The following is a 25,092-nucleotide window of genomic DNA, read 5'->3' on the forward strand; positions in this document are numbered from 1 at the left end:
ACGGCTGATGCCGGTCGCGGCGCGGGGTGTTGCAGCGTCAGGCGAAAATCTTAGTTGATTTCGCCGTGGCAGTGTTTGAACTTCTTGCCCGAACCGCACCAGCACAGCTCGTTACGGCCCAGCTTCTGCTCGTTGCGCACCGGAGTCTGAGCCAGGGCCACATCGACCTCTTCGCCCAAGACCTCAGGCGCTTCAAGACCTGGCGCTTCCTCATGCTGGAACTGCATGCGCGCCGCCAGTGCCTCGGCTTCCTCACGCAGGCGCGCTTCTTCCTCGACCGGGTCTTCGCGACGCACCTGAACGTGGGACAGCACGCGAATCGAATCGCGCTTGATCGAATCCAGCAGTTCGGAGAACAGCGTGAACGACTCGCGCTTGTACTCCTGCTTCGGGTTCTTCTGGGCGTAGCCACGCAAGTGGATACCGTGACGCAGGTGATCCATGGTCGACAGGTGGTCTTTCCACAGGTCGTCCAGCACGCGCAGTACGATTTGTTTCTCGAAAGTGCGCAGCGCTTCGGCACTCGCCTGCTCTTCTTTCTCGTTGTACGCGGCCAGCAGCTCGGTCATCAGCTTCTCGCGCAGGGTTTCTTCGTACAGGTGATCGTCTTCGTCCAGCCACTGCTGAACCGGCAAGTCGACACCGAAGTCGCTCTTCAACGCGGCTTCCAGGCCAGCAACATCCCATTGTTCTGGCAGGGACTGTGGCGGAATGTGTGCGCTGACGGTGGCGTTGAGCACGTCCTGACGGAAATCGGCGATGGTCTCGCCAATGTTGTCGGCGGCCAGCAACGTGTTACGCATGTGATAGATCACTTTACGCTGTTCGTTGTTGACGTCATCGAACTCGAGCAGTTGCTTACGAATGTCGAAGTTGCGGCCTTCGACCTTGCGCTGGGCCTTCTCGATCGCGTTGGTCACCATGCGGTGCTCGATCGCTTCACCGGACTGCATGCCCAGGGCTTTCATGAAGTTCTTCACCCGATCCGAGGCGAAGATACGCATCAGGCTGTCTTCCAGGGACAGGTAGAAACGGCTGGAACCGGCGTCACCCTGACGACCGGCACGACCACGCAGCTGGTTGTCGATACGGCGCGATTCGTGACGCTCGGACGCAATCACCTGCAGGCCGCCGGACTCCAGCACCGCCTGGTGGCGTTTCTGCCAGTCGGCTTTGATCTGGGCGATCTGCTCGGGAGTCGGGTTGTCCAGGGAAGCCACTTCCACTTCCCAGTTGCCGCCCAACAGGATGTCGGTACCACGACCGGCCATGTTGGTAGCGATGGTCAGTGCGCCGGGGCGACCGGCCTGGGCGATGATCTCGGCTTCTTTTTCGTGGAACTTGGCGTTGAGGACCTTGTGCTCGATGCCTTCCTTGTTGAGCAGGTTGGACACGTGCTCGGACGTTTCGATCGTCGCGGTACCCACCAGGATCGGACGCCCCTGGGCCATGCCGTCCTTGATGTCGTTGATGATCGCCGCGTATTTCTCTTCGGCGGTCAGGAACACCAGGTCGTTGAAGTCTTTACGCGCCAGCGGTTTGTTCGGCGGGATGACCACAACCGACAGACCGTAGATCTGGTGGAATTCGAACGCTTCGGTGTCGGCCGTACCGGTCATGCCGGACAGTTTGTTGTACAGACGGAAGTAGTTCTGGAAGGTGGTGGAAGCCAACGTCTGGCTTTCGGCCTGGATGTTGAGCACTTCCTTGGCCTCGATGGCCTGGTGCAGGCCTTCGGACAGACGACGACCCGGCATGGTACGCCCGGTGTGTTCGTCAACCAGAACGACCTGGCCGTCCTGGACGATGTATTCGACGTTGCGATGGAACAGCTTGTGCGCGCGCAGGCCGGCATACACGTGGGTCAGCAGGCCCAGGTTATGGGCCGAGTACAGGCTTTCGCCCTCGGCCAGCAGGCCGATCTGGGTCAGCATGTCTTCGACGAACTGGTGGCCGGCTTCGTTGAGTTCGACCTGACGGGTCTTCTCGTCGATGGTGAAGTGACCTTCTTTGGTCACCACGCCTTCCACTTCCTCGATGTGCTGCTCCAGGCGCGGGATCAACTTGTTGATCTCGGTGTACAGGCGCGAGCTGTCTTCGGCCTGGCCGGAGATGATCAGCGGGGTACGGGCTTCGTCGATGAGGATGGAGTCGACTTCGTCGATCACGGCAAAGTTGAGTTCGCGCTGGAATTTTTCTTCCATGCTGAACGCCATGTTGTCGCGCAGGTAGTCGAAACCGAATTCGTTGTTGGTGCCGTAGGTGATGTCGGCAGCATAGGCCGCACGCTTCTCTTCCGGCGGCTGGAACGGCGTCACGACGCCGACGGTCAGGCCGAGGAATTCATACAGCGGGCGCATCCAGTTGGCGTCACGGCGGGCCAGGTAGTCGTTCACCGTCACAACGTGCACGCCCTTGCCGGACAGCGCGTTGAGGTAAACACCCAGGGTCGCCACCAGGGTCTTGCCTTCACCGGTACGCATTTCGGCAATCATGCCTTCATGCAAGGTCATGCCGCCGATCAGCTGGACGTCGAAGTGGCGCATGCCCATGACACGCTTACCGGCTTCACGGGCGACCGCGAAGGCTTCGGGAAGCAACTTGTCGAGGGTTTCACCTTTGGCTATGCGGGCCTTGAACTCTTCGGTCTTGGCGCGCAATTGCTCGTCCGAAAGGGCAACCATCTGCTCTTCGAAGGCATTGACCAGCTGCACCGTCTTGAGCATGCGTTTGACTTCGCGCTCATTCTTGCTTCCAAAAAGTTTCTTTAACAAAGGCGCAAACATATCGGCAGGTTCTTCCACACATAGGGATGGAGGGCGCACCGTGAGTGGCCCGAGCGGCCCTCACGGGCGCATGCGAACGCGCATTCTACCCGGAATCGTGGGTGAGGAAAGTGGCGTTGTTCCCCAATGCAGGCATGAGCCCGTGAGAGGGCTCATTTAAAATAAGGGCTTTTACCGGAACTTCAACCCATGGAGTGCATTGATTTCGCAGATAAAGCCCCGCCAATGCATTGCCTGGGGGTCCACAGGCGCTTTCTGCTAAGATGGCGGCTCTGTTACTTAAGGTGTCTGATCATGGCGTTTCGCCCTCTTACAGCCCGCGCGCCCAGCGTGTTGCTTCGCGAAGCCAAGCCGTTGAAAGCCATCTTCAGCCATGCGCAACGCCTGGGCCACCTGCAACGCCTGGTTGAAAGCCAATTGCAACCGGCAGCGCGGGAACATTGCCATGTCGCCTCGTGGCGCGAGGGCAACCTGCTGCTTATTGTCACAGACGGCCATTGGGCGACACGCTTGCGCTATCAGCAAAAACGCTTGCAGCGACAATTAATGGCGTTTGACGAGTTTGCCAGCCTGACGCGTATCCAATTCAAGGTGCAACCGCCGACCGTTCCGCAAGGCGCGGCGGGGCACACCATGGATTTATCGGCGAATGCGGCCGAAACCATTCAGGCAACGGCCGACGGCATCAGCGATCCGGGTTTACGCGCGGCGCTGGAACGCCTCGCCGCGCACGCCAAGCCCAAAGCCTGATCGGCTATCTACGCTTGCTGCCGCCCAGCAACGACCCCAGCAAGCCCCGCACCAATTGGCGCCCCACCTGATTGGCGGCCTGTTGCATGGCTGACTTGAGCGCCTTGCCGGCCGCAGTCCCGAGGAATGCGCCGGCTCTGTCGGTAAAGCTCGGCTCTTCGCTCACCGGCTTGGCTTCTTCGGCTTCGGCCGGGCCCAACGCCTTGCGCGCCATCAGCACTTCATAGGCCGATTCGCGGTCAATCGGCTTGTCATAGCGGCCCTGCAACGGCGAACTGGCAATCAGGGCGGCGCGTTCGGCGTCGCTGAGCGGGCCGATCCGCGATTGCGGTGGCGCGACCAACACGCGCTGGACGACTTCCGGCGTGCCCTTTTCCTGCAAAGTGCCCACCAGTGCTTCACCGGTGCCCAGCTCTGTCAGGACCGACAACGCATCAAATGTCGGATTGGGCCGAAAACCATCCGCCACCGCGCGCAGTGATTTCTGCTCTTTGGTGGTGAATGCGCGCAGGCCATGCTGGATACGCAAGCCAAGTTGCGCCAACACGCTGTCAGGCAAGTCCCCGGGCGATTGCGTGACGAAATACACACCCACGCCTTTCGAGCGAATCAACCGCACCACCTGTTCGAGGCGGTCCTGCAAGGCCTTGGGGGTATCGGCAAACAATAAGTGCGCTTCGTCGAAAAACAGCGCCAGCAGTGGTTTATCGGCATCGCCGCGTTCGGGCAACTGCTCGAACAGTTCAGCCAGCAGCCATAAAAGGAAGGTTGCGTACACCTTGGGGGCTTCGTGGACCAGGCGGCTGGCGTCGAGCAGGTGGATACGCCCGCGACCATCGCTGGCGGGTTGCAAAATATCCTCGAGCTGCAGCGCTGGCTCGCCGAACAACGCTTCCGCGCCCTGCTGCTCCAGCACCGCCAGGCGCCGCAACAGCGCCTGGCTGGAGCCGGTGGTCATCAGCGCCGCATCTTCACCCAGCAGTTCCGGGTGGTAGCGCAAGTGATTGAGCAGCGCCTTGAGGTCCTTCAAATCCAGCAGTAACAGGCCTTCGCGGTCCGCCACCTTGAAGGCGGCATACAACGCTGACTGCTGGCTGTCGGTGAGCTCCAGCAGGCTGCCGAGCAGCAACGGCCCCATTTCACTGATGGTGGTACGCAATGGATGACCGGACTCACCGTGAATATCCCACAGCGTGACCGGATACGCCTTGGCCGTGTAATTCAGGAAAGGCATGCCGGCGATGCGCTCGGCCACCTTGCCCTGGGGGTTGGCCGCAGCGCCGAGACCACAAAGGTCGCCCTTGATATCCGCGGCGAATACCGCCACGCCCGCATCGCTGAACGCTTCTGCCAGGCGTTGCAGGGTGACGGTCTTGCCAGTGCCCGTGGCACCGGCAACCAACCCGTGACGATTGGCCAGGCGCATGGCCTGGGCGATGGGCTGGCCATCAAGGCCGGCGCCGATAAGGAGTTGCGTGGAGTCAGGCATTTCGTCACCTATGGTTAATCTTTCGTGCCGCAAGGTCGATACACATCAATGTAAGACCCACAAAGTCTAAAAACAGGTCAGACAGCTCCTACAGGGACCTCACAGGGCTATCGCCAGAAATATCACACCTTTTTTGACGCTACCATTCTGCGCATCCCATAAGGACGCGTTTTGGATATTAAGACCTTAGCGGACCCTTCAGGCCATGAATAAAAACCTGCGCTTCAGCCACAAAATCCTGCTTGCTGCCTCCCTTATCGTCATCGCCGCCTTCGCGCTGTTTACGCTTTATAACGACTACCTGCAACGCAACGCAATTCGCGAAGATCTCAACAATTACCTGCATGAAATGGGTGATGTCACTGCCAGCAACATTCAAACCTGGCTCACCGGGCGCATTGTCCTGGTGGAAAACGCGGCACAAAATATTGCGATCAATCCCGACCCCAAGGTGGTCGCCAGCCTGCTGGAACAGAAAGCCCTGACCTCCTCGTTCATGGCAACCTACGTGGGCGACAGCCAGGGCGCGTTCACTATCCGCCCCGACACCAAGATGCCGGACGGTTTCGACCCACGCGTTCGTCCTTGGTACAAAGGCGCCCAGAGCAGCAATGGTTCGACCCTGACCGAACCCTATATCGATGCCGCGACGGGGCAATTGATCATTTCCATCGCGACCCCCAGCGCCCAGGGTAGCCAGAGCATCGGCGTGGTCGGCGGCGACCTGAGCCTGCAAACCCTGGTGGACAACATCGGCGCGCTGAACTTCGGCGGCATGGGCTACGCGTTCCTGGTCAGCGCCGACGGCAAGGTGCTGGTCCACCCGGACAAAAACCTGGTGATGAAAACCCTGGCCGACGTCTACCCGAAACACACGCCGAAGATCAGCAGCGACTTCAGTGAAGTCGAGGCCAACGGCAAGGACAACATCGTGACCTTTACACCGATCAAGGGCCTGCCGTCGGTGAACTGGTACCTTGGTATTTCCGTGGATAAAGCCACCTCCTTCGCCATGCTCAGCGAATTCCGCACCTCGGCGATCATCGCCACGATCATTGCCGTGGTAATCATCATCGCCTTGCTCGGCATGCTGATCCGAGTGCTGATGCAACCGCTGCACGTGATGACTCGCGCCATGCAGGACATCGCCGATGGCGAGGGCGACCTGACCCGTCGCCTGAGCATCCAGAATCACGACGAATTTGGCATCCTGGGTAATGCGTTCAACCGCTTCGTGGAGCGGATTCATACGTCGATCCGCGAAGTGTCCTCGGCCACCGGGCAGGTCAATGAAGTCGCCCTGCGGGTGGTCAGCGCGTCCAACTCGTCGATGATCAACTCCGACGAGCAGGCCAACCGCACCAACAGCGTCGCCGCGGCCATCAACCAATTGGGGGCCGCCGCCCAGGAAATCGCGCGTAACGCCGCACAAGCCTCGAACCAGGCCAGCGATGCGCGGCACTTGGCCGAAGACGGTCAGCAGGTGGTTGAACGCAATATCAAGGCAATGACCCAGTTGTCCGCGATGATCAGCGCTTCCAGCAGCAACATCGAAGCACTTAACAGCAAAACGGTGAATATCGGGCAAATCCTCGAAGTGATCACCAGCATCTCTCAGCAAACCAACCTGCTGGCGCTCAACGCCGCCATCGAGGCGGCGCGCGCCGGGGAAGCCGGACGTGGGTTTGCGGTGGTGGCCGACGAAGTGCGTAACCTGGCGCACCGCACCCAGGAATCGGCACAACAGGTGCAAACGATGATCGAGGAGCTGCAAGTCGGCGCCCGGGATTCGGTCAGTACCATGAGCGAAAGCCAGCGCCACAGCCTCGACAGCGTGGAAATCGCCAACCTGGCCGGCGAACGCCTGAACAGCGTGACCCAGCGCATCGGCGAGATCGATGGGATGAACCAGTCGGTCGCCACCGCCACCGAGGAGCAGACCTCGGTGGTCGAGTCGATCAACATGGACATCACCGAGATCAACACACTCAATCAAGAAGGCGTGGAAAACCTGCAATCGACCCTGCGCGCCTGCGCCGACCTGGAACAGCAGGCGGCACGGCTGAAGCATCTGGTGGGCAGTTTCCGTATCTGACCGACACCACAGAACCTTGTGGGAGCACAGGTCCGCCTTGCGCCCACATTGACCTTTATCAACTTGAGCGCGCGCGCCCCCAATTCCGATCGAACATCTATCATTACCTCAGGTCCACGTAAGGAGAGCTACGGATCGGAGGAATGTTCATCGTGCATATCGCGGACATCACCATGTTCTACGCCCCCGCCAGCGGTGGCGTACGCACTTATCTCGACGCCAAGCACCGGCGTCTGACGCTCAAGCCCGGCATTCGCCACAGCCTGTTGGTCCCCGGCGCGCACTTGAGCGAACGGGATGGGATATTCAAGGTGCCGGCCCCCGCCCTCCCCTTCGGCAAAGGCTACCGCTTCCCCCTTCGGCTCGCGCCTTGGCGAAATGTCCTGCACGATTTACAGCCCGATCTGATCGAAGTCGGCGACCCCTACCTGACCGCCTGGGCGGCGCTGGATGCACGACGCCAACTGGATGTGCCCGTCATTGGTTTTTATCACTCGGATCTGCCGCTGCTGGTGAGTAACCGCATGGGGTCGTGGTTTACCCCGAACGCTGAAGCCTACGTCAGCAAACTCTATGGGAATTTCGACCGGGTACTGGCGCCCAGCCAAGTGATGGCTGACAAGCTCATCGGGCTTGGGGTGAATAATGTCTTCGTGCAGCCGCTGGGGGTCGACCTGCAGACGTTCTGTCCGGACGTCCGCGACCCGGGCTTGCGCGCCGAACTGGGGATCGCCGCGGATACCCGGCTGCTGATCTTCGCCGGGCGCGGTTCCAAGGAAAAAAACCTGCCGCTGCTGCTCAACTGCATGAAACGCCTGGGGGACAACTACCACTTGCTGTTGGTGGGCTCCGGCATGCCGGCCAGCGTGCCGGACAACGTCACCGTGATCGATGGGTTCCGCCCCGCCCAGCATGTCGCCCGGCTGATGGCCAGCGCCGACGCGCTGCTGCATGGCGGCGATCAGGAAACCTTCGGCCTGGTAATACTGGAGGCCATGGCCTGCGGCATACCGGTGGTCGCCGTGGCGGCCGGCGCATTTACCGAGATCATTGACGAGCGCTGCGGCCTACTGTGTACGCCCAATAATCCACGGGCCATGGCCGATGCGGTGCGCGAGCTGTTCGGTGCCGACAGCCGTCGCCTGGGCGAGCAGGCTCGGCGTCATGTCGAACAGCATTACGCCTGGGAGACGGTCGTCGACAGCCTGTTGACGCACTATTATGCGGTGCTGGGCAGCCACAAGCCGATGCTCGCCCATGGATGAGCGCTCGGTGCTGCTGGTGCTGCACGATGTAGCGCCGCAGACCTGGGCCGACTACCACCCATTCGTCGCAGCCGTCGACGCGTTGGGCGGCGTGCCCATCACCTGGCTGGTGGTGCCGGAGTTTCATCATCATGCCCCCCTGACCGCCCATGGCGACTTTCGCCGTCTGCTGGACAGCCGCGTGGCCAAGGGCGATGAGCTGACCTTGCACGGCTACTACCATTGCGACGATCAACCGGCTCCGCGCACCCCCAAAGCCTGGTTCATGCGGCGCCTGTATACCCATGAGGGTGAGTTCTACCAACTGCGCCAGGATCAGGCGCTGCAGCGTATCAGCGATGGCATCGCGGTATTCCGTCGCTACGACTGGCCGCTGCAAGGCTTTGTCGCTCCCGCCTGGCTGATGAGCCGCGGCACCCGCCAGGCACTGCGCCAATTGCCGCTGACCTACACCAGCGACCCGCAGCATCTGTACCGGCTACCCGACTTCACGCCGGTCAACGCCCCGGGGCTGGTGTGGAGTGCGCGCAGTGCCTGGCGCCGAGGTCTGTCCAAGTGTCTCAGCGACCGACGGGAACAGCGCTGGCAGGCGGCCCCGGTGATTCGCCTGGGGCTGCACCCGGTGGACATGCGCCACGAATTTTCCCGCCGCTACTGGCTTGAAACCCTACAACGCCTGCTCAACGCCGGACGCACACCACTGACCAAGGCCGCTTGGCTGGCCACCCAGCCATGAGCCGGGTGATCTGGCTGCTGCTGGGCCTGCTGCTGGCGCTGGCGATTCCCGTGTGGCTGGGAGGTGGCGAAACCGTTACGCGCCTGAAGCAATTCCCGCTGCCCCAACTGTCGCTGATGTTCGGCATGATTATCCTGTGCTGGCTGATCAACAGCGTGCGTATCCGCTTATTACTGGGCGAGCAACGCGGCCAACTGGGGCGACTCAACAGCCTGGGCGTGGTGATATCGACCGAATTCGCCATGTGCGCCACGCCCGGAGGTAGCGGCGGGCCACTGACACTGATGGTCCTGCTGGCGCGCAACGGCATACGTCCGGCCCATGGCAGCGCGGTGTTCGCCATGGATCAGTTGAGCGACTTGCTGTTTTTTTTCTGCGCACTGGTGGGGATCGCGTTGTACGCAGTGTTCCACAGCCTCAGCCCACGCCTGGAGTGGCTGTTGGGGCTCAGTGCGGCATCGATGGTGGGCGCAGTGTTCAGCGCTGTGCTGCTGGTGCGCTTTCATCGCCGCCTGATACGGCTGAGCGGCACCTTGCTCCAGCGATGCAAGGTAAGCGCCGCGACTCGCCGGCGCTGGGCGCGCAAAGTATTGCGCTTCCTGGCGGCATTTACCCAAACGCTGAAATTGCCGTGGCGCACCCTGTCCGCCGTGTTTGCCTTGACCAGCCTGCATTGGATACTGCGCTACAGCGTGCTTTACCTTGCGGTGCAAGGGTTGGGAGGCGATGTGCAGTGGGCCTGGAGTTTCCTGATCCAGATGCTGTCGCTGACGGCGGGCCAGTTCAGCCTTATGCCCGGCGGGGCCGGTGCGGCGGAGTTGACGTCAGCGGCCTTGCTGGCGCCCTGGCTGGGCAAATCCAGCGCAGCGGCGGCGATTCTGATCTGGCGGGCGGTGACCTACTATTTCTATCTGCTGGCCGGTGGGCCGGTGTTTCTGCTGATGCTCGGCAGGCCGCTGCTCAAGCGTCTGTTTCAGGGGACGCCGGCCGTTTCTGCAACTCGTCCCACAATTGGGCTGCCCCAGGAAAGTCAGTACCATCCTCGGCCTCCAGCTCATCCGGGTCATAGCGACTCAGACACCCCTCGCCCAACGTAGCTGGCGCCCTGGACGTAGCTTTATCGAGTGGATCGGTCATGGGCTTGTCCTGCTGGGCAGATCAATGAAAAAAGGCCTGGGACGATTTAACGCCCAGGCCCTTCATTCTTCAATCAAAACGCGTTGATCAGAACACGACTGTTTTGTTGCCGTGTACCAGCACGCGGTCTTCCAAGTGATAGCGCAGACCACGGGCCAGGACCATTTTCTCGACGTCACGGCCGAAGCGCACCATGTCATCAATACTGTCGCTGTGGCTGACACGCACCACGTCCTGCTCGATGATCGGGCCGGCGTCCAGTTCTTCGGTGACGTAATGGCACGTTGCGCCAATCAACTTCACGCCACGCAGGGAAGCCTGGTGGTACGGTTTGGCACCGACAAACGACGGCAGGAAGCTGTGGTGAATGTTGATCACCTTGCCGGCGTATTCGCGGCACAGTTCCGGCGGCAGGATCTGCATGTAGCGCGCCAGCACCACGACGTCGGTTTCATGCTGCTTGACCAGGCGGGACACCTCGGCGAACGCCGGTTCCTTGTCCTGCGGGTTGACCGGCACATGGTAGTACGGGATGCCATGCCACTCGACCATGCTACGCAGGTCGTCGTGGTTGGAGATCACGCAGGCGATCTCACAGTCCAGCTCGTCGCTGTGCCAGCGGTGCAGCAAGTCCGCCAGGCAGTGCGATTCACGGCTGGCCATCAACACCACACGTTTTTTCTGCTCGGTATCGCTGATGTGCCAGATCATCGAAAACTCTTCGGCGATCGGCGCAAACGCCTCGCGAAACGCCTCAAGGCCAAAGGGCAGCGTATCGGCACGGATTTCGTGGCGCATGAAGAACCAACCGCTGAGATTGTCCGAGTGATGGCTCGCCTCGGTGATCCAGCCGTTGTGGGAGGCCAGAAAGTTACTGACTTTGGCAACGATGCCAACCCGGTCCGGGCAAGCGATCACCAGCCGAAAAGTGTGCATTAGGGGGGAACTCCAGAACTTCGCAAAGGCGGTCATTCTAGCGATTACGCAGAAAAACTGCAGTATCCGTTGACGCTTATTCTGCCCTCGCCTTGACCACACCCCTTAATAACGTAGGGTTTTACCACCGCTATATGCATGTGCATCGGCACGCTCAGGCAGTTAGCGGAAATTAAGCAGGTAGTCTTTGCCCATACCCGCTACTAATTAACTCGTTTGCATAGATTTGCCACAAACATTCAAAGTAATTCACATAAATGTTCCCTTAAATGTTTACTTGGGGAAATAGCCTGACTATTATTGGGCCACTATCCCTGTCAATCAGCGCTCTACATAAGGTAGTCCACATGTCCCTGATCAACGAATACCGTGCCACCGAAGAAGCTATCAAAGAGCTGCAAGCCCGTTTGAAGAATCTGTCCCAAGACGACAAACTGCAAACCGAGCTGGAATTCGAAGGCAAACTGCGTACCCTGATGGGTGAATACTCCAAATCCCTGCGTGACATCATCGCGCTGCTGGATCCAGAGTCTAAAGTTAAAGCACCGCGCGGCGCAGTGAAAACTACCGGCACCAAGCGTGCCCGCAAGGTCAAGCAATACAAAAACCCGCACAACGGCGAAGTGATTGAAACCAAAGGTGGCAACCACAAGACGCTGAAAGAGTGGAAAGCCAAGTGGGGCGGTGACGTGGTTGAAGGCTGGGCTACCCTGCTGGGCTAAGCCTCGCCAGGCTCTTGCCTGATACGCGACAGACGAAAAACGCCAGCTTGCTGGCGTTTTTTATTGTCTGAATAATCTGCAATTGCCTGATTACAGATTGAACCGAACGGCTAAAGAGTCAGCATACTCCTGCCATTGATCCAGCACCTGACGCTGAAACGGCGTGGCACTAACAGCCAATTCAATACGAGCACGTTTAAATGCCTCCAAGGTATTGGGTGCACCCCATTCGCCATCTGACAAGCGTTGCTGACAGAAAAGTTTCCAGCGTTGTTGCTCCTCGCTGTTCAAGGTTGCAGGAAAGTTGCGCGCACGGTAGCGAAATAATAATTCCGGCAAACGCTGATCATCAAAGGGCCACTGCTGCCGCGCCAATTGCGCCGGCTCTGCCGCGCGGACTTGTTCGCACAAACGACGATCGCGGTCGCCGATAAAACCATCATAGAGCTGCTGCTCCGGGTCCGAACTCGGTGCAAAATCTTCCTCGGCATAAATCTCCGCCAACTTGTCGCGCCAAACTTCCTGTGCGTCAGTTAGCCGCAGCGCCCGCGCCTGATAAGCGTCCATATCCAATTGCAGTCGTTCACGGTCTTGCGCCCGCAGCACATTCAATGGCGCCACCACCGGGCAGCGGTTGATATGCAACAACTTGAGCGGTACCGGTAACTCGCCTGCGGCCAGATCATCACGACGGGTGTAGAGGCGCTGACGCAAGGTATTGGCGTCGAGGTCCAGCAGCCCTTGCGGATCAAGGCCCAGGTCACAGACGATCAACGCGTTGCGATTGCGCGGGTGCCAGGCCAGCGGTAGTACGACGCCGAGGAAATGGCGCTCGGCTGAAAAGCGCCCGGAGATATGCACCATCGGTTGCAGCAGCCGCACCTGGTCCATCACCCGTTGCTTGCTGCGCAATTGGAATAGCCAGTCGTACAACCTGGGCTGTTTTTCACGGACCAATCGGGCCAGGGCAATGGTCGCGCGCACGTCGGACAACGCATCGTGGGCCTGGCCATGGGCGATCCCGTTGGCCTCGGTCAAACGCTCCAGCTTGAGGGTGACACGCCCATCCTGCTCGGGCCAGACGATTCCCTCCGGGCGCAGCGCGTAGGCGGTACGCATCACATCGATCAAGTCCCAGCGGCTGTTACCGCCCTGCCATTCACGCGCGTAAGGGTCGAAGAAATTGCGATAGAGGCTGTAACGGGTCATTTCATCGTCAAACCGCAGGGTGTTGTAACCCACCCCACAGGTACCGGGGACCGCCAGTTCGGCATGCACCCGCGTCATGAAATCGGCTTCGGCCAAGCCCTTTTCCGCCAGCATGCGCGGGGTGATGCCGGTGATCGCACAGGCCGCCGGATGGGGCAGGATATCGTCGCTGGGTTGGCAATACAGGTTGACCGGCGGGCCAACCTCGTTGAGGTCGACATCGGTGCGAATACCGGCGACCTGGAGGGGGCGATCGCTGCGCGGGTTGATGCCGGTGGTTTCATAGTCGTACCAGAAAAGAGTGGTCACGGGCTATTCCTGTGCTGAAGATCGACGAAGTCTAGGCGCTGGAAGGTGCCTGAGGCCAGCGCCAGTTCAACTGTATAAACATCCAGCAAAACCTTGAATGGTTGCTTCCATCGCCGACACTGCTAGCATCCGTGTCTTCCAACCGCTCTGCGCTGCCAAGGATCGCGATGCCATCAGCTCCATTGGATACCCGTTACCAGATCGAGACCCCGGAGGGCATCGACCTGCCCTTGCGCCCGGCTGGCCTGCTGCCACGTGCACTGGCCTTCGCCTTCGACCTGGGCGTGCGCGGGTTGCTCATGGGCATCCTGCTGGTTCCGTTGGCCCTGCTCGGCAACATCGGCATAGGGCTGGGCTCATTGCTGCTGTTCCTGGTCAGTTGGTGGTACATGGTGCTGTTTGAAGTACTCAACCAGGGCTGCTCGCCGGGCAAGCAGGTCATGGGGATGCGCGTGGTACAGGATGACGGCACGCCCATCGGCTGGTCGGCCTCACTCATCCGCAACCTGCTGCGCTTTGTCGATATGCTGCCGTTCGGCTACTTCCTCGGCGCCATCAGTTGCCTGCAGCACCCTAACTTCAAACGGCTCGGTGATCTGGCGGCCGGCACGCTGGTGGTCTACCGCGAACTGCCATTGGCACGCCCCAAGGTGCCGCAGGCCCCTGCCCTGCGCCTGCCATTTGCCCTGGACCTGAGCGAACAGCGCGCCATCCTCAATTTCGCCGAGCGCCAGGGCGAACTGTCCGCCGAGCGAGTACAGGAACTGGCCTCGATCCTCGCCACGCCCCTGCAGGTGTCCCCGGCTCGCGCTGTCGAGCAGCTCAACGGCGTGGCCCGTGGCTTGCTGGGGCCGACATGAAACAGAGCCTGTTCGAAAGCCGTCATCAGCCCCAATGGCAAGCGTTCGCCGAACAACTGACGCAGTTGGAACAAGGCAAGGCCAAGGCCGCTGAGCTGGCTGATTTCCCTCATCAGTATCGACGCCTGTGCCAGCACCTGGCCATGGCCCAGGAGCGCGGCTACAGCAGTTACCTGGTGGACCCGCTGCAACAACTGGCCCTGCGCGGCCACCAACAGCTGTATCGCCACCGCAGCCAATTGGGTGCGAACGTATTGGCTTTCCTGCTGGCCGGTTTCCCCCGGCTGGTGCGTGAACAGTGGCGCTTCGTGTTGATCGCCAGCCTGCTGTTCTTCGGCAGCCTGGTGGGTATTGCGCTGCTGGTGTACCTGTTTCCCGAACTGATCTACAGCGTCGTCAGCCCCCAGCAGGTGGCCGAGATGCATAGCATGTACGACCCGGACGCCAGTCGCCTGGGCCGCGTCGCCGAACGTGCATCCAGTGAAGACTGGATGATGTTCGGCTACTACGTGATGCACAACATCGGCATCGCCTTCCAGACCTTTGCCGCGGGCTTGCTGTTCGGCCTGGGCAGCGTGTTCTTTCTGATATTCAACGGCCTGATCATCGGTGCGATCTCCGGGCACCTCACTGAAATCGGCTACGGCCAGACCTTCTGGTCGTTTGTCATCGGCCACGGTGCCTTCGAACTCAGCGCAATTGCCCTGGCTGGCGCGGCAGGCTTGCAGTTGGGCTGGGCGTTGATCGCTCCGGGGCACCTGACACGCGGTGAATCCCTGCGGCTGGCGGCACGTAAAAGCGTGCAGATGCTCTGCGGCGTCATGCTGTTCCTGCTGATCGCAGCATTTATCGAAGCCTACTGGTCTTCCACCACCGCGATCGCGCCTTGGGTCAAATACCTGGTGGGCGCGGGGCTCTGGCTACTGGTGGCCGCCTACCTGACCCTTGCCGGACGGACTCGCCATGCGCCTGAGTGATGCCAGCGTAGTGATTCGCCCGCGAACATCATGGGAAGCCATGGACCTGGGCGTGTTAATGGCCCAGGAACACCGACTGCTGCTGATGGCCAGTTGGGCGCTGGTGAGCCTGCCGATATTCATCGCGCTTAGCGTTCTGTTGTGGCAATACCCGTCCACGGCCTTGTTTGTGTTCTGGTGGTTGAAGCCGGCCTTCGACCGACTGCCCCTGTATATCCTGTCCAAGGCCCTGTTTGGCGAGACGCCCAGCCTGAAACAGGCCGTGCGTCACTGGCCGCGCCTGCTCAAGGGCCAACTCCTGGCCAGCCTGACCTGGCGGCGACTGAGCCTGAGCCGCAGCTTTTTGATGCCGGTCAGCCAACTCGAAGGCCTGGATGGTCAGGCACGCCAAAAACGCCTGGGCGTGCTGCAACAACACAACGCCGGCGCGGCGCGCTGGTTGACCACGCTCGGTGTACACCTGGAAATCGGCCTGTGGTTCGGCTGCATGGCGCTGTTCTATCTGTTCATCCCCCAGCAGGTTGAACTGGATTGGGACTGGCAACGGCTGGCCCTGGCAACCGGCCCGGAGGGGTTGTGGCTGGAACACCTGAGCAACGCCTTCTACGCGCTGGTCCTGGTGTTCTGGGAACCGATCTACGTCGCCTGTGGCTTCAGCCTCTACCTCAACCGTCGCACCGTGCTGGAAGCGTGGGACCTTGAGCTGGTTTTTCGCCGCCTGCGCCAGCGCCTGAGCAGCGCGGCCCCGTTGCTACTGCTGGTGATCGGGCTGATGCTGCTGCCGCTGGGCCGACCCGCGATGGCCGATGACTCGCCCCCCACCCGGCAAGTCACCCCCCAATCCGCCAGCCAATCGATCAAGGCGCTGCTGGACAAGCCTCCGTTCAAAAATCCGGAAACCGTCACGCGCTATCGCTTTGCTGACGAAAAACCCAACACCAAGCCCCAGGCACGCGGTGACGGCAAACTACCGGCCTGGCTGCAAGCACTGCTGGACAACTTCAACAGCGACGCCTTCAAGCACCTCGCCCAAGGCCTGGAGGTGCTGCTGTGGAGTCTGTTGGCGGGCGGCGTGGCGTTGCTCGCCTGGCGTTATCGCGAGTGGCTGCGCACCTTTGTCAGCCGGCGCGGGCCACGCCAACCCAAGCTCGCCAAACCGACACCCACCCAACTGTTCGGCCTGGAGCTGGGCGCCGAAACCCTGCCCGATGACATTGCCAGCGCCGCCGAGCGACTATGGCCCAACCACCCCAGGGAAGCACTGGGCCTGTTGTATCGCGGGCTGCTCAGCCGGTTACTGCACGACTTCAACCTGCCACTGAAAACCGCCGACACCGAAGGCCAGGTCCTGGAACGCGTTCAACGCTTGCAACAACCACAATTGCTGGCATTCAGCGACGAATTGACCCGGCACTGGCAAAACCTCGCCTACGGGCACCGCCTTCCGCCCGCGGTGGTACAGCAGCAGTTGTGCAACGATTGGCGCACCCTGTTCAGTTCGGGAGTCGCCCGATGAAGCGGCCATTGCTGTGGGTGGGGTTGCTGCTTGCTTGCCTGCTGGGGGCGGGCGGCCTGTATGTGTGGCACAAGGCAATGCCTTATGACGAAGTGGTGGATCGCGGCCCTTCCCCCGAAGCATTGGGCAATCCCTACCTGGCGGCCGAACACTTTCTGCGCCAGCAAGGCCTGGCGGTGGAGCGTGCCAGCGGCCTTGAACGGCTCTCCGATCTGCCCCCCAGAGGCCGCAGCCTGTTGCTGCTGGGCGAACGCGACAACATGACCCCGCGCCAGGTGGATCAACTGCTGGACTGGGCAAAGTCCGGTGGCCACCTGCTGGTGGTGGCCGAAGCGCTGTGGGATGAAGAAACCGCTAAAAGCGGCGATCTGCTGCTCGACCGCCTGCATATCCAGCAGACCTTGAGCGACGAATCCGAGCAACCCGCTCCGGCACGCAAACAGAAAAAACCGGACCTGACCAAGCTCTATGTCGACAATGAAACCGCCCCGGCGTATTTCAGCTTCGATACCGACTTCAATCTCACCGACCCCAAGCACCTGGCCCAGTTTTCCGCCAACAGCGCCAGGTCCAGCCACCTGATGCAACTCAATCTCGGGCAAGGCCGTGTGACAGTCGTCACCGACAGCGACTTATGGAAAACCCCGGGAATCGGCCAACACGATAACGCCTGGCTGCTGTGGTACCTCAACCAGGGCACCGACGTGACCCTGCTGTTCAACAGCGACGTGGACGACCTGTTCACCTTGTTGATGCGCTATTTCCCCCAGGCGCTGGTGGCGCTCGCCGCGCTGATCGCTCTGGCGCTCTGGCAGGCCGGCATGCGCCAAGGCCCGATCCAGGCGCCAGCGCCCAGAGCTCGCCGACAACTGCAGGAACACTTGCAGGCCAGCGCCGACTTCCTGCTGCGCCGCAGCGGCCAGGGCGCCCTGTTGCACGCCTTGCAGCGCGATATCCTGCGCGCCGCAAGGCGGCGCCACCCTGGCTTTGAACACCTAAACACCGCAGACCAGTGGCAGGTGCTTGAACACCTGACGCGCCAACCCTCTCACGTGATCAGCCAGGCCCTTGGCCCACTTGCGGCAAAACGGCTTTCCAGCGCCGATTTCAGCCGCCAGGTGGCGTGCCTGCAAACGCTCAGGAATGCACTATGACTCCGCGTTCTGTGACGAAGGTGCGTGGTACAACGCCAGCAAGAGGGCGCTGCGCCTCGACTCTGAGGTTCAGCGCCTCGTGAGATCCACACCCAGAGTGAGAACCAACGTGGAGTGCCTGATCCGTCGCCTGATTGCCCCGGCCGAGTCTCTGGACGCACAAGCCCCGGCAGACCTCAAAGGCCGCGTTTGGTTATATCGCATTTGTGCGGCAAGACTGTCGGTCGAGTTTCGTCGTTGAATCCAAACACGTTAACTAAAGCGACAAGTAAGCCCGCCTGTTTAGAAGATATTCAACGGGTACTCAGTAATCAGACGCGTCTGCACCAAATGCCCCCCGGTAGAGGCATCGCCATCGTGCCAGGCCTCCCGCAGGTGGACAGTCAGTTTCTTGGCCGGGCCACTCTGTACGACGTATTTCACTTCGGCGTCGGTTTCGTGTTCCTGGTCGTTGGCGCCATAGGCCCCGGCGTAGGCCGAGTTACTGGCAGTATGCGTACCGTCGATGCCAGAACCGCGAATATGACGAGCCATGAAGCTCAGGCCTGGGACGCCAAAGGAACTCATGTCCAAGTCATAGCGCATCTGCCAGGACTTCTCGCCCGGGCCGTTGAAGTCGGAGTACTGCACCGAATCAGCGAGGTTGATCGAGTTACCGTAGCGGCCGGCACCGACACCGGCGTTGGTCTCCCCAAAGCCGACATAGTCGAACGGCTCGTCACCATGGATCTTCTGTCCGGCCAGTGTGAAGGTGTGCGCGCCCAGGGTGTAGGCAGCCGCCAGCGAGGCTGCAGTGGTGTCGATGGTACCGGCCTTGGCGCTGCCGTCGTCCAGTGTGCGATAGAGGTTGAAATCCAGTGCGACGGATTGGTCAACGGCCAATGGATGAACAAGGTTCAAGTTGACATAGTACTGGTTCCAAACGTCTTCCAGGCGCGCTCCGTACAGCGACGCGGTGAATTCCTTACTGAACTGGTACTTGCCACCCGCGAAGCTGGCCGACGCCGCTTCCACACCCGCATAGCTGGCGAGAATGTCGCCGCTGCGCGACGTGGTGGTGTTACCGGTACCGGCGGTGTAATGACCGGCCTCCAGGTTCAGGCCCGTGATTTCATGACTGTCGACCTGGAAGCCTGATGCGGTCTGTGGCATCAGGTAGTTATCAGCGGTGGCAAACACCGGCGACGTGGGCTGCAAGTCGCCGACCTTGAGCGTGGTATTGGAAACACGGAACTTGACGTCACCGCCGGCCTTCGCGAGGCCGTGATCCGGATGGCCATTGGCATCGGATGGAATGTTCGGGCCTCCGGCACGGTCGGTGCTCCCGTCGATGCGCAACGCCAGGTCGGCAAACGCATCAATGCCGACGCCGATGGTGCCTTGGGTGAAGCCCGAGCTGAAGGTCGCCATCAGCGCTTGACTCCAGTCACGGGTGTGGGTGCCGCTGCCGTTCTGGTTCCAGAACATGTTGCGATTCAGAATATTTAAACTGCTGTCCGCGACAAACCCCTTGGAATCGGACTGATCGCTGGCATAGCTCATGGCCGGCAAGGCAAATGCCAGCGCCACGGCCAAGGTATTGAGTTGAAGTGCCGATTGGTGTTTTTTCATTATTTTTGCTCCAGTGCACGATGTCGTGTTGGAGCATTAAGGCGATAGCCCAGACGATCAACAAATGAAACCAGATGAATATTCTGATATTAAACTTGGCGGCTAAACAAGCCAGCTTGTTACTCGAGAGCGGCTGCTTTTGCTCAACACTGTTGAAAAAGTGGCTCTCCTGCCGCCCTATAACGAGCTGCCCGTTGCAGCCGGAGAGGCGAGAGAGCGTCTTATTGAGGTTTACAAAGCATAGCCAGTCTGTAGTGTCTTCTCTTGAGCGGCCACACTACCATTGCCCTTGGCATCAGGGGATGATCCGGAAGGCAGTGCCACTGGCGCCTGGAGGCATCCCTCCAAACCGAAGCGGGTCATTATGGCCGACGCGTCGTCTGTCGAGCGCCCAAAGTCGGGGACTATCATGGAATGAAAGTTGTGCATATCGACCTGATTCCATTCATCCGGCCCATAAAAACCCAACAATAGTTAGATTAGGTAAGTATCTGATTTATGGATAATACAACCAATGTAACAATGAATAAGGCTCCGGAAATCATCAGCGAATTTCCAACACCCACTGCCCTGACCACCGAAACCCTGCAACGCGCCAGCCGCCAAGCCCAGGCGTTGCGCGTTGAGCTGCGCAAGGCGGTGATTGGCCAGGACCAGGTAATCGACGACGTCCTCACCGCCTTGATCGCCGGCGGCCACGTGCTGCTTGAAGGCGTACCCGGCCTGGGCAAGACCTTGTTGGTTCGGGCCCTGGCCCGTTGCTTCGGCGGCGACTTCGCGCGCATCCAGTTCACGCCGGACCTGATGCCCAGCGATGTCACCGGGCACGCCGTGTACGACCTGCACACCGAGCAGTTCAAGCTGCGCAAGGGGCCGTTGTTTACCCACCTGTTGCTGGCCGACGAGATCAACCGCGCGCCGGCCAAGACCCAGGCCGCCTTGCTCGAGGCCATGCAGGAGCGCCAAGTGACCCTTGAGGGCGAAGCGCTGCCCATCGGCCAACCGTTCATGGTGCTGGCCACCCAGAACCCCATCGAGCAGGAAGGCACCTACCCGCTGCCCGAGGCCGAACTGGACCGTTTCATGCTCAAGGTGCGGATGGACTACCCCGACTCCCAACAAGAGCTGGAGATGGTGCGCGAAGTCACACGCTCATCCCGGGCCGACATGCTCGACGTACAACCCCTGCGCACCGTGCTGCAAGCCGAAGACGTGTTGCAACTGCAACAGATCGCCAGCGAACTGGCGCTGGACGAGCAAGTGCTCGACTACGCCGTGCGCCTGGCACGGGCCACCCGCAGTTGGCCGGGGCTGACCATCGGTGCCGGCCCACGCGCATCCATTGCCCTGGTGCGCGGCGCCCGTGCCCGCGCCTTGCTGCGCGGGGGCGAGTTCGTCACCCCGGACGACATCAAGGGCTGCGCCCTGGCGGTGCTGCGTCATCGCGTTCGCATCGCCCCCGAGCTGGATATCGACGGACTGGAAGTGGACCAGGTCCTCCAGCAACTGCTGGACCAGATTTCGGCACCTCGGCAATGACCCATCCATGAAGCCGACCCGTCTGCTGTTGATCTGGCTCGGCGTGCTGCTGGGCCTGAATATATTGCTGGGCGCCGCACAGGCGTTGCAGCTCCCGGTGCCCGACAGCCTGCATTCGGTGGCCTGGGGTCTGCTGCTGGCGCTGTTGTTGCTGGCGCTATTGGACGCGATGCGCCTGCGCCGTCGTCCGTCCGCGCGAGTACAACGGCAGATGCCCGGCAGCCTGGCATTGGGACGCTGGGGCGAAGTACGCCTGACGCTTGAACACGATTACCCACAACCGCTGACGGTGCAGGTGTTCGATCACGTCCCCGACGGCCTGAGCCTGGAAAACATGCCGCAGTCGATTGAACTGCGCCCCGGCGAACGCAGCGAACTGGGTTATCGGCTGCGCCCCCTGCGGCGTGGGCACTTCAGTTTCAGTCGCTGCGAGCTGCACCTGCCCAGCCCCTTGGGGTTGTGGTCCGCTCGGCGCAGTATTGAGGTCAGCGATGCCACCCGGGTCTATCCGGATTTCGCCCGCCTGTATGGCGCGCAGCTCTTGGGTGTGGATAACTGGCTGAGCCAGTTGGGCGTGCGTCAACGCCAGCGCCGGGGGTTGGGGCTGGAGTTTCATCAACTGCGCGAGTTTCGCGAGGGCGACAGCCTGCGGCAGATCGACTGGAAAGCCACCGCACGCCAACGCACGCCGATCGCCCGGGAATACCAGGACGAACGCGACCAGCAGATCGTGTTCATGCTCGATTGTGGTCGGCGCATGCGCAGCCAGGACGCAGAGCTGTCCCACTTCGATCACGCGCTCAATGCCTGCCTGCTGCTCAGTTATGTTGCCTTGCGCCAGGGCGATGCCGTCGGCCTATGCACCTTTGCCTGCGACCAGCCGCGCTACCTGGCGCCCGTCAAGGGCACCGGGCAGTTGAATCTGTTGCTCAACACCGTCTACGACCTCGACACCACGCGACGCGCGGCCGACTACGAAGCCGCGGCCAACCAGTTGCTGGCTCGGCAGAAACGCCGGGCGCTGGTGATCGTGGTGAGTAACCTGCGGGATGAGGACGATGAGGCACTGCTGACCGCGGTCAAACGCATCAGCCGGCAACACCGGGTACTGGTCGCCAGCCTGCGCGAAGAAGTACTCGACCAACTGCGCCTTTCGCCGGTGCAAACCCTGCCCGAAGCGCTGGCCTACAGCGGCACCGTCGACTACCTCAATCAACGCGACGAACTGCATGACCGCCTGAACGCCCATGGGTTGTCGGTACTGGATACGCGCCCCTCGGAGTTGGGCGCCGCCCTGGTGACACGTTACCTGGGCTGGAAAAAAGCCGGCGTTCTGTGAAAACAGCGCACACCCCGGCTTGGGTCGCCACACCCAAGCCGGGGCGACTGCACGCTATGTCTAAGCGGACGCCTGTAAGGGGTCAAAGCTGAAATACTGCAGCAAGGCATTGATCAGTTGGCCGTATTCGGCAGGCGCCTCAGCCACGCTGAAACCCGAGTCGTAATGCTGGGGATTGATGTCCTCGTGACTCCATAAACAGGTCGCGGTGAAATCAACTGCCTGGAAATCACCGTCGACCGTGGGAATCTTCAAGCGCAGCTCGAACGCCACGTCGACCATCATCGGCAATTGACTGATCAACATCAGTCCTTCTGCGGATACGTTACCCAAGTAACCAATGGGCTTATCCGTAAGCCGGTTGAACACTTGCAGGAAACAAGACAATTGATGCCGCTCAATTCGTCGGTCGGTAAACATGATGATATCGCCATCCATTGGCCATAACTCTGGCCACGCCAGTGATTCGGAACGGGCCAAACACCCCCGCTCTCCCTGGAGATCGGTGCGACAACAGCTAGCGCTTTGCCACTCTACAGCCTGCCAATCCCAAGTGTTCCATCCGTTTGGACACAAACTTGTACAAACGGACATTCAAAGAATAGCCTAAGACTGGCAACGGGCCAGCTACGCAACGACAAATACCATCACAACGACGCCGGACGTGGCTGCGCAACGCTCGCGCCGGAGTAGTGCCCCAGTTGTTGCAGGGTGTCGAGACGCGCACGGGCCCGGTAGGCGTACTCGCTGGACGGGTACTGGTTGATGATGAACTGATAGGTTTGCACCGCGTCGACGAACAACTTCTGTCGCTCCAGGCACTGCCCGCGCAACATCGAGACCTCCGGCTGCACATAGCGCCGGGTGCGACTTTCCCGGTCGACCTGGGACAATTCCAGGGTCACGCGCTCGCAGTCACCAACCCCATACGCACGGTAGGCGTTGTTCAAATGGTGGTCCATCGACCAGCGGGTACAGCCGACAACACTGACGGCCAGGGCAGCAATGAGCAAAATTCGCATGAGGGTTCTCCTGTCTTGTGCAGTGTATCGACCCCTCGTCAAAAATCTTCAAGGTTGTTCAGCTATTCAACCGGAGCGAAAAGCGAATCGCCGATAAGTAGTGCAAACGAACAATGACTACAACCAAAGAGCATAGTAGCCTTCCTCAGCGCTTGAACTCAGGAGTCTGTGCATGTCCGTCCGTCGTACCAAAATCGTCGCCACCCTTGGCCCGGCCAGTAACTCGCCGGAAGTCCTCGAACAGCTGATTCTGGCTGGTTTGGACGTTGCCCGTCTGAACTTCTCCCACGGCACCCCGGACGAGCACAAGGCTCGCGCCAAGCTGGTGCGTGACCTGGCCGCCAAACACGGTCGCTTCGTCGCATTGCTGGGTGACCTGCAAGGCCCGAAAATCCGCATCGCCAGATTCACCGACAAACGGATCGAGCTGAAGATCGGTGACACGTTCACCTTCTCCACCAGCCACCCGCTGACCGACGGCAACCAGCACGTCGTGGGTATCGACTACCCGGACCTGGTCAAGGATTGCGGCGTCGGCGACGAACTGCTGCTGGACGACGGTCGCGTGGTCATGCGAGTCGACACCGCCAGCGTCACTGAGCTGAACTGCACCGTGATCATCGGCGGCCCGCTGTCGGATCACAAAGGTATCAACCGTCGCGGTGGTGGCCTGACGGCGCCGGCCCTGACTGAAAAAGACAAGGCCGACATCAAGCTCGCCGCCGAAATGGAAGTGGACTACCTCGCGGTGTCCTTCCCACGCGACGCTGCCGACATGGAATACGCGCGCAAACTGCGCGACGAAGCCGGTGGTACTGCCTGGCTGGTGGCGAAGATCGAACGCGCCGAAGCCGTGGCCGATGACGAAACCCTCGACGGCCTGATCAAAGCGTCCGACGCGGTGATGGTTGCCCGTGGCGACCTGGGCGTGGAAATCGGTGATGCCGAGCTGATCGGTATCCAGAAGAAAATCATCCTGCACGCACGCCGCCACAATAAAGCAGTGATCGTGGCGACCCAGATGATGGAGTCGATGATCCAGAACCCGATGCCGACCCGCGCCGAAGTGTCCGACGTGGCCAACGCCGTGCTCGACTACACCGACGCCGTGATGCTCTCGGCTGAAAGTGCCGCTGGCCCGTACCCGCTGGAAGCCGTCCAGGCCATGGCGCGTATCTGCATCGGTGCCGAAAAGCACCCGACCAGCAAGACCTCCAGCCACCGCATCGGCAAAGTGTTCGAAAGCTGCGACCAGAGCATCGCCCTGGCCGCCATGTACACCGCCAACCACTTCCCTGGCGTCAAAGCGATCATCGCCCTGACCGAAAGTGGCTACACGCCGTTGATCATGTCGCGTATCCGTTCCTCGGTACCGATCTACGCGTTCTCCCCGCACCGCGAAACCCAGGCCCGCGCGGCGTTGTTCCGTGGTGTCTACACCGTACCGTTCGACCCGGCGTCGTTGCCGCCTGAGCAAGTCAGCCAGGCTGCCATCGACGAACTGCTCAAGCGTGGCGTGGTGGAGAAAGGCGACTGGGTCATCCTGACCAAGGGCGACAGCTACCACACCATCGGCGGCACCAACGGCATGAAGATCCTGCACGTTGGCGACCCAATGGTCTGAGTGATCTGCTGAAAAA

General features: G+C 60.7%; 20 protein-coding genes and 1 pseudogene. 14 read left to right on the top strand and 7 right to left on the bottom strand.

Annotated features, from left to right (window positions below; translation table 11 throughout):
- Positions 1 to 50: 50 nt before the first annotated feature.
- A complete protein-coding gene (gene secA, locus C8K66_RS06875; RefSeq protein WP_017847109.1) occupies positions 51 to 2,786 on the bottom strand; it encodes a preprotein translocase subunit SecA in 2,736 nt (911 codons plus the stop codon).
- Positions 2,787 to 3,080: 294 nt separating this feature from the next.
- Here secA and C8K66_RS06880 point away from each other — a divergent pair, with 294 nt between their 5' ends.
- A complete protein-coding gene (locus tag C8K66_RS06880; protein ID WP_017847108.1) occupies positions 3,081 to 3,536 on the top strand; it encodes a DUF721 domain-containing protein in 456 nt (151 codons plus the stop codon).
- A gap of 4 nt (positions 3,537 to 3,540) precedes the next feature.
- Here the strand turns inward: C8K66_RS06880 and C8K66_RS06885 are convergent, their stop codons facing one another.
- Positions 3,541 to 5,025, bottom strand: coding sequence for a helicase HerA-like domain-containing protein (locus C8K66_RS06885; RefSeq protein WP_046382248.1), 1,485 nt, complete (start codon positions 5,023 to 5,025; stop codon positions 3,541 to 3,543).
- 205 nt (positions 5,026 to 5,230) lie between these two features.
- Here C8K66_RS06885 and C8K66_RS31560 point away from each other — a divergent pair.
- The 5 genes and pseudogenes from C8K66_RS31560 to C8K66_RS06905 all read left to right on the top strand — a co-directional run.
- A pseudogene (locus tag C8K66_RS31560) lies at positions 5,231 to 6,262 on the top strand (cache domain-containing protein); the annotation flags it as partial.
- Between the two features lie 93 nt (positions 6,263 to 6,355).
- Positions 6,356 to 7,120 (top strand): methyl-accepting chemotaxis protein, encoded by a 765-nt coding sequence (locus C8K66_RS31565; protein WP_370737559.1) that lies wholly within the window; start codon positions 6,356 to 6,358, stop codon positions 7,118 to 7,120.
- A 143-nt stretch (positions 7,121 to 7,263) separates the two neighbouring features.
- Entirely contained in the window at positions 7,264 to 8,385 is a 1,122-nt protein-coding gene (locus C8K66_RS06895) for a glycosyltransferase family 1 protein (RefSeq protein ID WP_108524483.1), read from the top strand.
- Positions 8,378 to 9,121 (top strand): DUF2334 domain-containing protein, encoded by a 744-nt coding sequence (locus C8K66_RS06900; protein WP_108524484.1) that lies wholly within the window; start codon positions 8,378 to 8,380, stop codon positions 9,119 to 9,121. The genes C8K66_RS06895 and C8K66_RS06900 overlap by 8 nt, the downstream gene beginning before the upstream one ends.
- A complete protein-coding gene (locus C8K66_RS06905; RefSeq protein ID WP_057004534.1) occupies positions 9,118 to 10,218 on the top strand; it encodes a lysylphosphatidylglycerol synthase transmembrane domain-containing protein in 1,101 nt (366 codons plus the stop codon). The genes C8K66_RS06900 and C8K66_RS06905 overlap by 4 nt, the downstream gene beginning before the upstream one ends.
- Before the next feature lie 127 nt (positions 10,219 to 10,345).
- Here the strand turns inward: C8K66_RS06905 and purU are convergent, their stop codons facing one another.
- On the bottom strand, positions 10,346 to 11,194 hold the full coding sequence (gene purU, locus C8K66_RS06910) for a formyltetrahydrofolate deformylase (RefSeq protein WP_017847102.1): 849 nt from the start codon (positions 11,192 to 11,194) through the stop codon (positions 10,346 to 10,348).
- 347 nt (positions 11,195 to 11,541) lie between these two features.
- On the opposite strand from purU, the gene mvaT reads away from it, so the two are divergent.
- Positions 11,542 to 11,916, top strand: a complete 375-nt coding sequence (gene mvaT, locus C8K66_RS06915) for a histone-like nucleoid-structuring protein MvaT (protein ID WP_005790963.1) — start codon at positions 11,542 to 11,544, stop codon at positions 11,914 to 11,916.
- A 90-nt stretch (positions 11,917 to 12,006) separates the two neighbouring features.
- Here mvaT and sbcB read toward each other — a convergent pair whose 3' ends face one another.
- The gene (gene sbcB, locus C8K66_RS06920; protein ID WP_108524485.1) at positions 12,007 to 13,434 is read right to left on the bottom strand and encodes an exodeoxyribonuclease I; all 1,428 of its coding nucleotides are present in this window, start codon (positions 13,432 to 13,434) and stop codon (positions 12,007 to 12,009) included.
- A 167-nt stretch (positions 13,435 to 13,601) separates the two neighbouring features.
- Here sbcB and C8K66_RS06925 point away from each other — a divergent pair, with 167 nt between their 5' ends.
- From C8K66_RS06925 to C8K66_RS06940, 4 genes are read left to right on the top strand one after another with little or no spacing between them, the layout of a single operon-like run.
- On the top strand, positions 13,602 to 14,294 hold the full coding sequence (locus C8K66_RS06925) for an RDD family protein (protein WP_026139913.1): 693 nt from the start codon (positions 13,602 to 13,604) through the stop codon (positions 14,292 to 14,294).
- The gene (locus tag C8K66_RS06930; RefSeq protein ID WP_017846071.1) at positions 14,291 to 15,271 is read left to right on the top strand and encodes a stage II sporulation protein M; all 981 of its coding nucleotides are present in this window, start codon (positions 14,291 to 14,293) and stop codon (positions 15,269 to 15,271) included. Before C8K66_RS06925 ends, C8K66_RS06930 begins: the two co-directional genes overlap by 4 nt.
- A complete protein-coding gene (locus tag C8K66_RS06935) occupies positions 15,258 to 16,787 on the top strand; it encodes a DUF4129 domain-containing protein (protein WP_026139914.1) in 1,530 nt (509 codons plus the stop codon). Before C8K66_RS06930 ends, C8K66_RS06935 begins: the two co-directional genes overlap by 14 nt.
- Positions 16,784 to 17,941 (top strand): DUF4350 domain-containing protein, encoded by a 1,158-nt coding sequence (locus C8K66_RS06940; RefSeq protein WP_108524486.1) that lies wholly within the window; start codon positions 16,784 to 16,786, stop codon positions 17,939 to 17,941. Before C8K66_RS06935 ends, C8K66_RS06940 begins: the two co-directional genes overlap by 4 nt.
- Before the next feature lie 282 nt (positions 17,942 to 18,223).
- On the opposite strand, the gene C8K66_RS06945 is transcribed toward C8K66_RS06940, so the two are convergent.
- Positions 18,224 to 19,552, bottom strand: coding sequence for an OprD family porin (locus tag C8K66_RS06945; protein ID WP_108524487.1), 1,329 nt, complete (start codon positions 19,550 to 19,552; stop codon positions 18,224 to 18,226).
- A gap of 498 nt (positions 19,553 to 20,050) precedes the next feature.
- On the opposite strand from C8K66_RS06945, the gene C8K66_RS06955 reads away from it, so the two are divergent.
- Both C8K66_RS06955 and C8K66_RS06960 read left to right on the top strand, forming a co-directional pair.
- Entirely contained in the window at positions 20,051 to 21,091 is a 1,041-nt protein-coding gene (locus tag C8K66_RS06955) for a MoxR family ATPase (RefSeq protein WP_256381373.1), read from the top strand.
- Between the two features lie 7 nt (positions 21,092 to 21,098).
- Positions 21,099 to 22,430 (top strand): DUF58 domain-containing protein, encoded by a 1,332-nt coding sequence (locus C8K66_RS06960; RefSeq protein ID WP_108524488.1) that lies wholly within the window; start codon positions 21,099 to 21,101, stop codon positions 22,428 to 22,430.
- A 60-nt stretch (positions 22,431 to 22,490) separates the two neighbouring features.
- On the opposite strand, the gene C8K66_RS06965 is transcribed toward C8K66_RS06960, so the two are convergent.
- Together C8K66_RS06965 and C8K66_RS06970 are read right to left on the bottom strand one after the other, a co-directional pair.
- The gene (locus tag C8K66_RS06965) at positions 22,491 to 22,850 is read right to left on the bottom strand and encodes a PilZ domain-containing protein (RefSeq protein ID WP_046385190.1); all 360 of its coding nucleotides are present in this window, start codon (positions 22,848 to 22,850) and stop codon (positions 22,491 to 22,493) included.
- Positions 22,851 to 23,077: 227 nt separating this feature from the next.
- Positions 23,078 to 23,452, bottom strand: a complete 375-nt coding sequence (locus C8K66_RS06970) for a tol-pal system YbgF family protein (protein ID WP_017139782.1) — start codon at positions 23,450 to 23,452, stop codon at positions 23,078 to 23,080.
- A gap of 172 nt (positions 23,453 to 23,624) precedes the next feature.
- Here C8K66_RS06970 and pyk point away from each other — a divergent pair, with 172 nt between their 5' ends.
- Positions 23,625 to 25,076, top strand: coding sequence for a pyruvate kinase (gene pyk, locus C8K66_RS06975; protein WP_079444600.1), 1,452 nt, complete (start codon positions 23,625 to 23,627; stop codon positions 25,074 to 25,076).
- Positions 25,077 to 25,092: the final 16 nt, after the last annotated feature.

It is taken from the genome of Pseudomonas sp. GV105, assembly GCF_003058185.1.
GTDB classification, from domain to species: Bacteria; Pseudomonadota; Gammaproteobacteria; order Pseudomonadales; family Pseudomonadaceae; genus Aquipseudomonas; species Aquipseudomonas veronii.

Coding starts and splice junctions, on each gene's coding strand:
- secA (WP_017847109.1), bottom strand. CDS start 2,786: ATGTTTGCGCCTTTGTTAAAGAAACTTTTTGGAAGCAAGAATGAGCGC.
- C8K66_RS06905 (WP_057004534.1), top strand. CDS start 9,118: ATGAGCCGGGTGATCTGGCTGCTGCTGGGCCTGCTGCTGGCGCTGGCG.
- C8K66_RS31565 (WP_370737559.1), top strand. CDS start 6,356: ATGATCAACTCCGACGAGCAGGCCAACCGCACCAACAGCGTCGCCGCG.
- C8K66_RS06895 (WP_108524483.1), top strand. CDS start 7,264: ATGTTCATCGTGCATATCGCGGACATCACCATGTTCTACGCCCCCGCC.
- C8K66_RS06935 (WP_026139914.1), top strand. CDS start 15,258: ATGCGCCTGAGTGATGCCAGCGTAGTGATTCGCCCGCGAACATCATGG.
- C8K66_RS06955 (WP_256381373.1), top strand. CDS start 20,051: ATGGATAATACAACCAATGTAACAATGAATAAGGCTCCGGAAATCATC.
- C8K66_RS06880 (WP_017847108.1), top strand. CDS start 3,081: ATGGCGTTTCGCCCTCTTACAGCCCGCGCGCCCAGCGTGTTGCTTCGC.
- C8K66_RS06925 (WP_026139913.1), top strand. CDS start 13,602: ATGCCATCAGCTCCATTGGATACCCGTTACCAGATCGAGACCCCGGAG.
- C8K66_RS06930 (WP_017846071.1), top strand. CDS start 14,291: ATGAAACAGAGCCTGTTCGAAAGCCGTCATCAGCCCCAATGGCAAGCG.
- C8K66_RS06970 (WP_017139782.1), bottom strand. CDS start 23,452: ATGCGAATTTTGCTCATTGCTGCCCTGGCCGTCAGTGTTGTCGGCTGT.
- pyk (WP_079444600.1), top strand. CDS start 23,625: ATGTCCGTCCGTCGTACCAAAATCGTCGCCACCCTTGGCCCGGCCAGT.
- C8K66_RS06940 (WP_108524486.1), top strand. CDS start 16,784: ATGAAGCGGCCATTGCTGTGGGTGGGGTTGCTGCTTGCTTGCCTGCTG.
- C8K66_RS06885 (WP_046382248.1), bottom strand. CDS start 5,025: ATGCCTGACTCCACGCAACTCCTTATCGGCGCCGGCCTTGATGGCCAG.
- C8K66_RS06945 (WP_108524487.1), bottom strand. CDS start 19,552: ATGAAAAAACACCAATCGGCACTTCAACTCAATACCTTGGCCGTGGCG.
- mvaT (WP_005790963.1), top strand. CDS start 11,542: ATGTCCCTGATCAACGAATACCGTGCCACCGAAGAAGCTATCAAAGAG.
- purU (WP_017847102.1), bottom strand. CDS start 11,194: ATGCACACTTTTCGGCTGGTGATCGCTTGCCCGGACCGGGTTGGCATC.
- C8K66_RS06900 (WP_108524484.1), top strand. CDS start 8,378: ATGGATGAGCGCTCGGTGCTGCTGGTGCTGCACGATGTAGCGCCGCAG.
- C8K66_RS06960 (WP_108524488.1), top strand. CDS start 21,099: ATGAAGCCGACCCGTCTGCTGTTGATCTGGCTCGGCGTGCTGCTGGGC.
- C8K66_RS06965 (WP_046385190.1), bottom strand. CDS start 22,850: ATGTTTACCGACCGACGAATTGAGCGGCATCAATTGTCTTGTTTCCTG.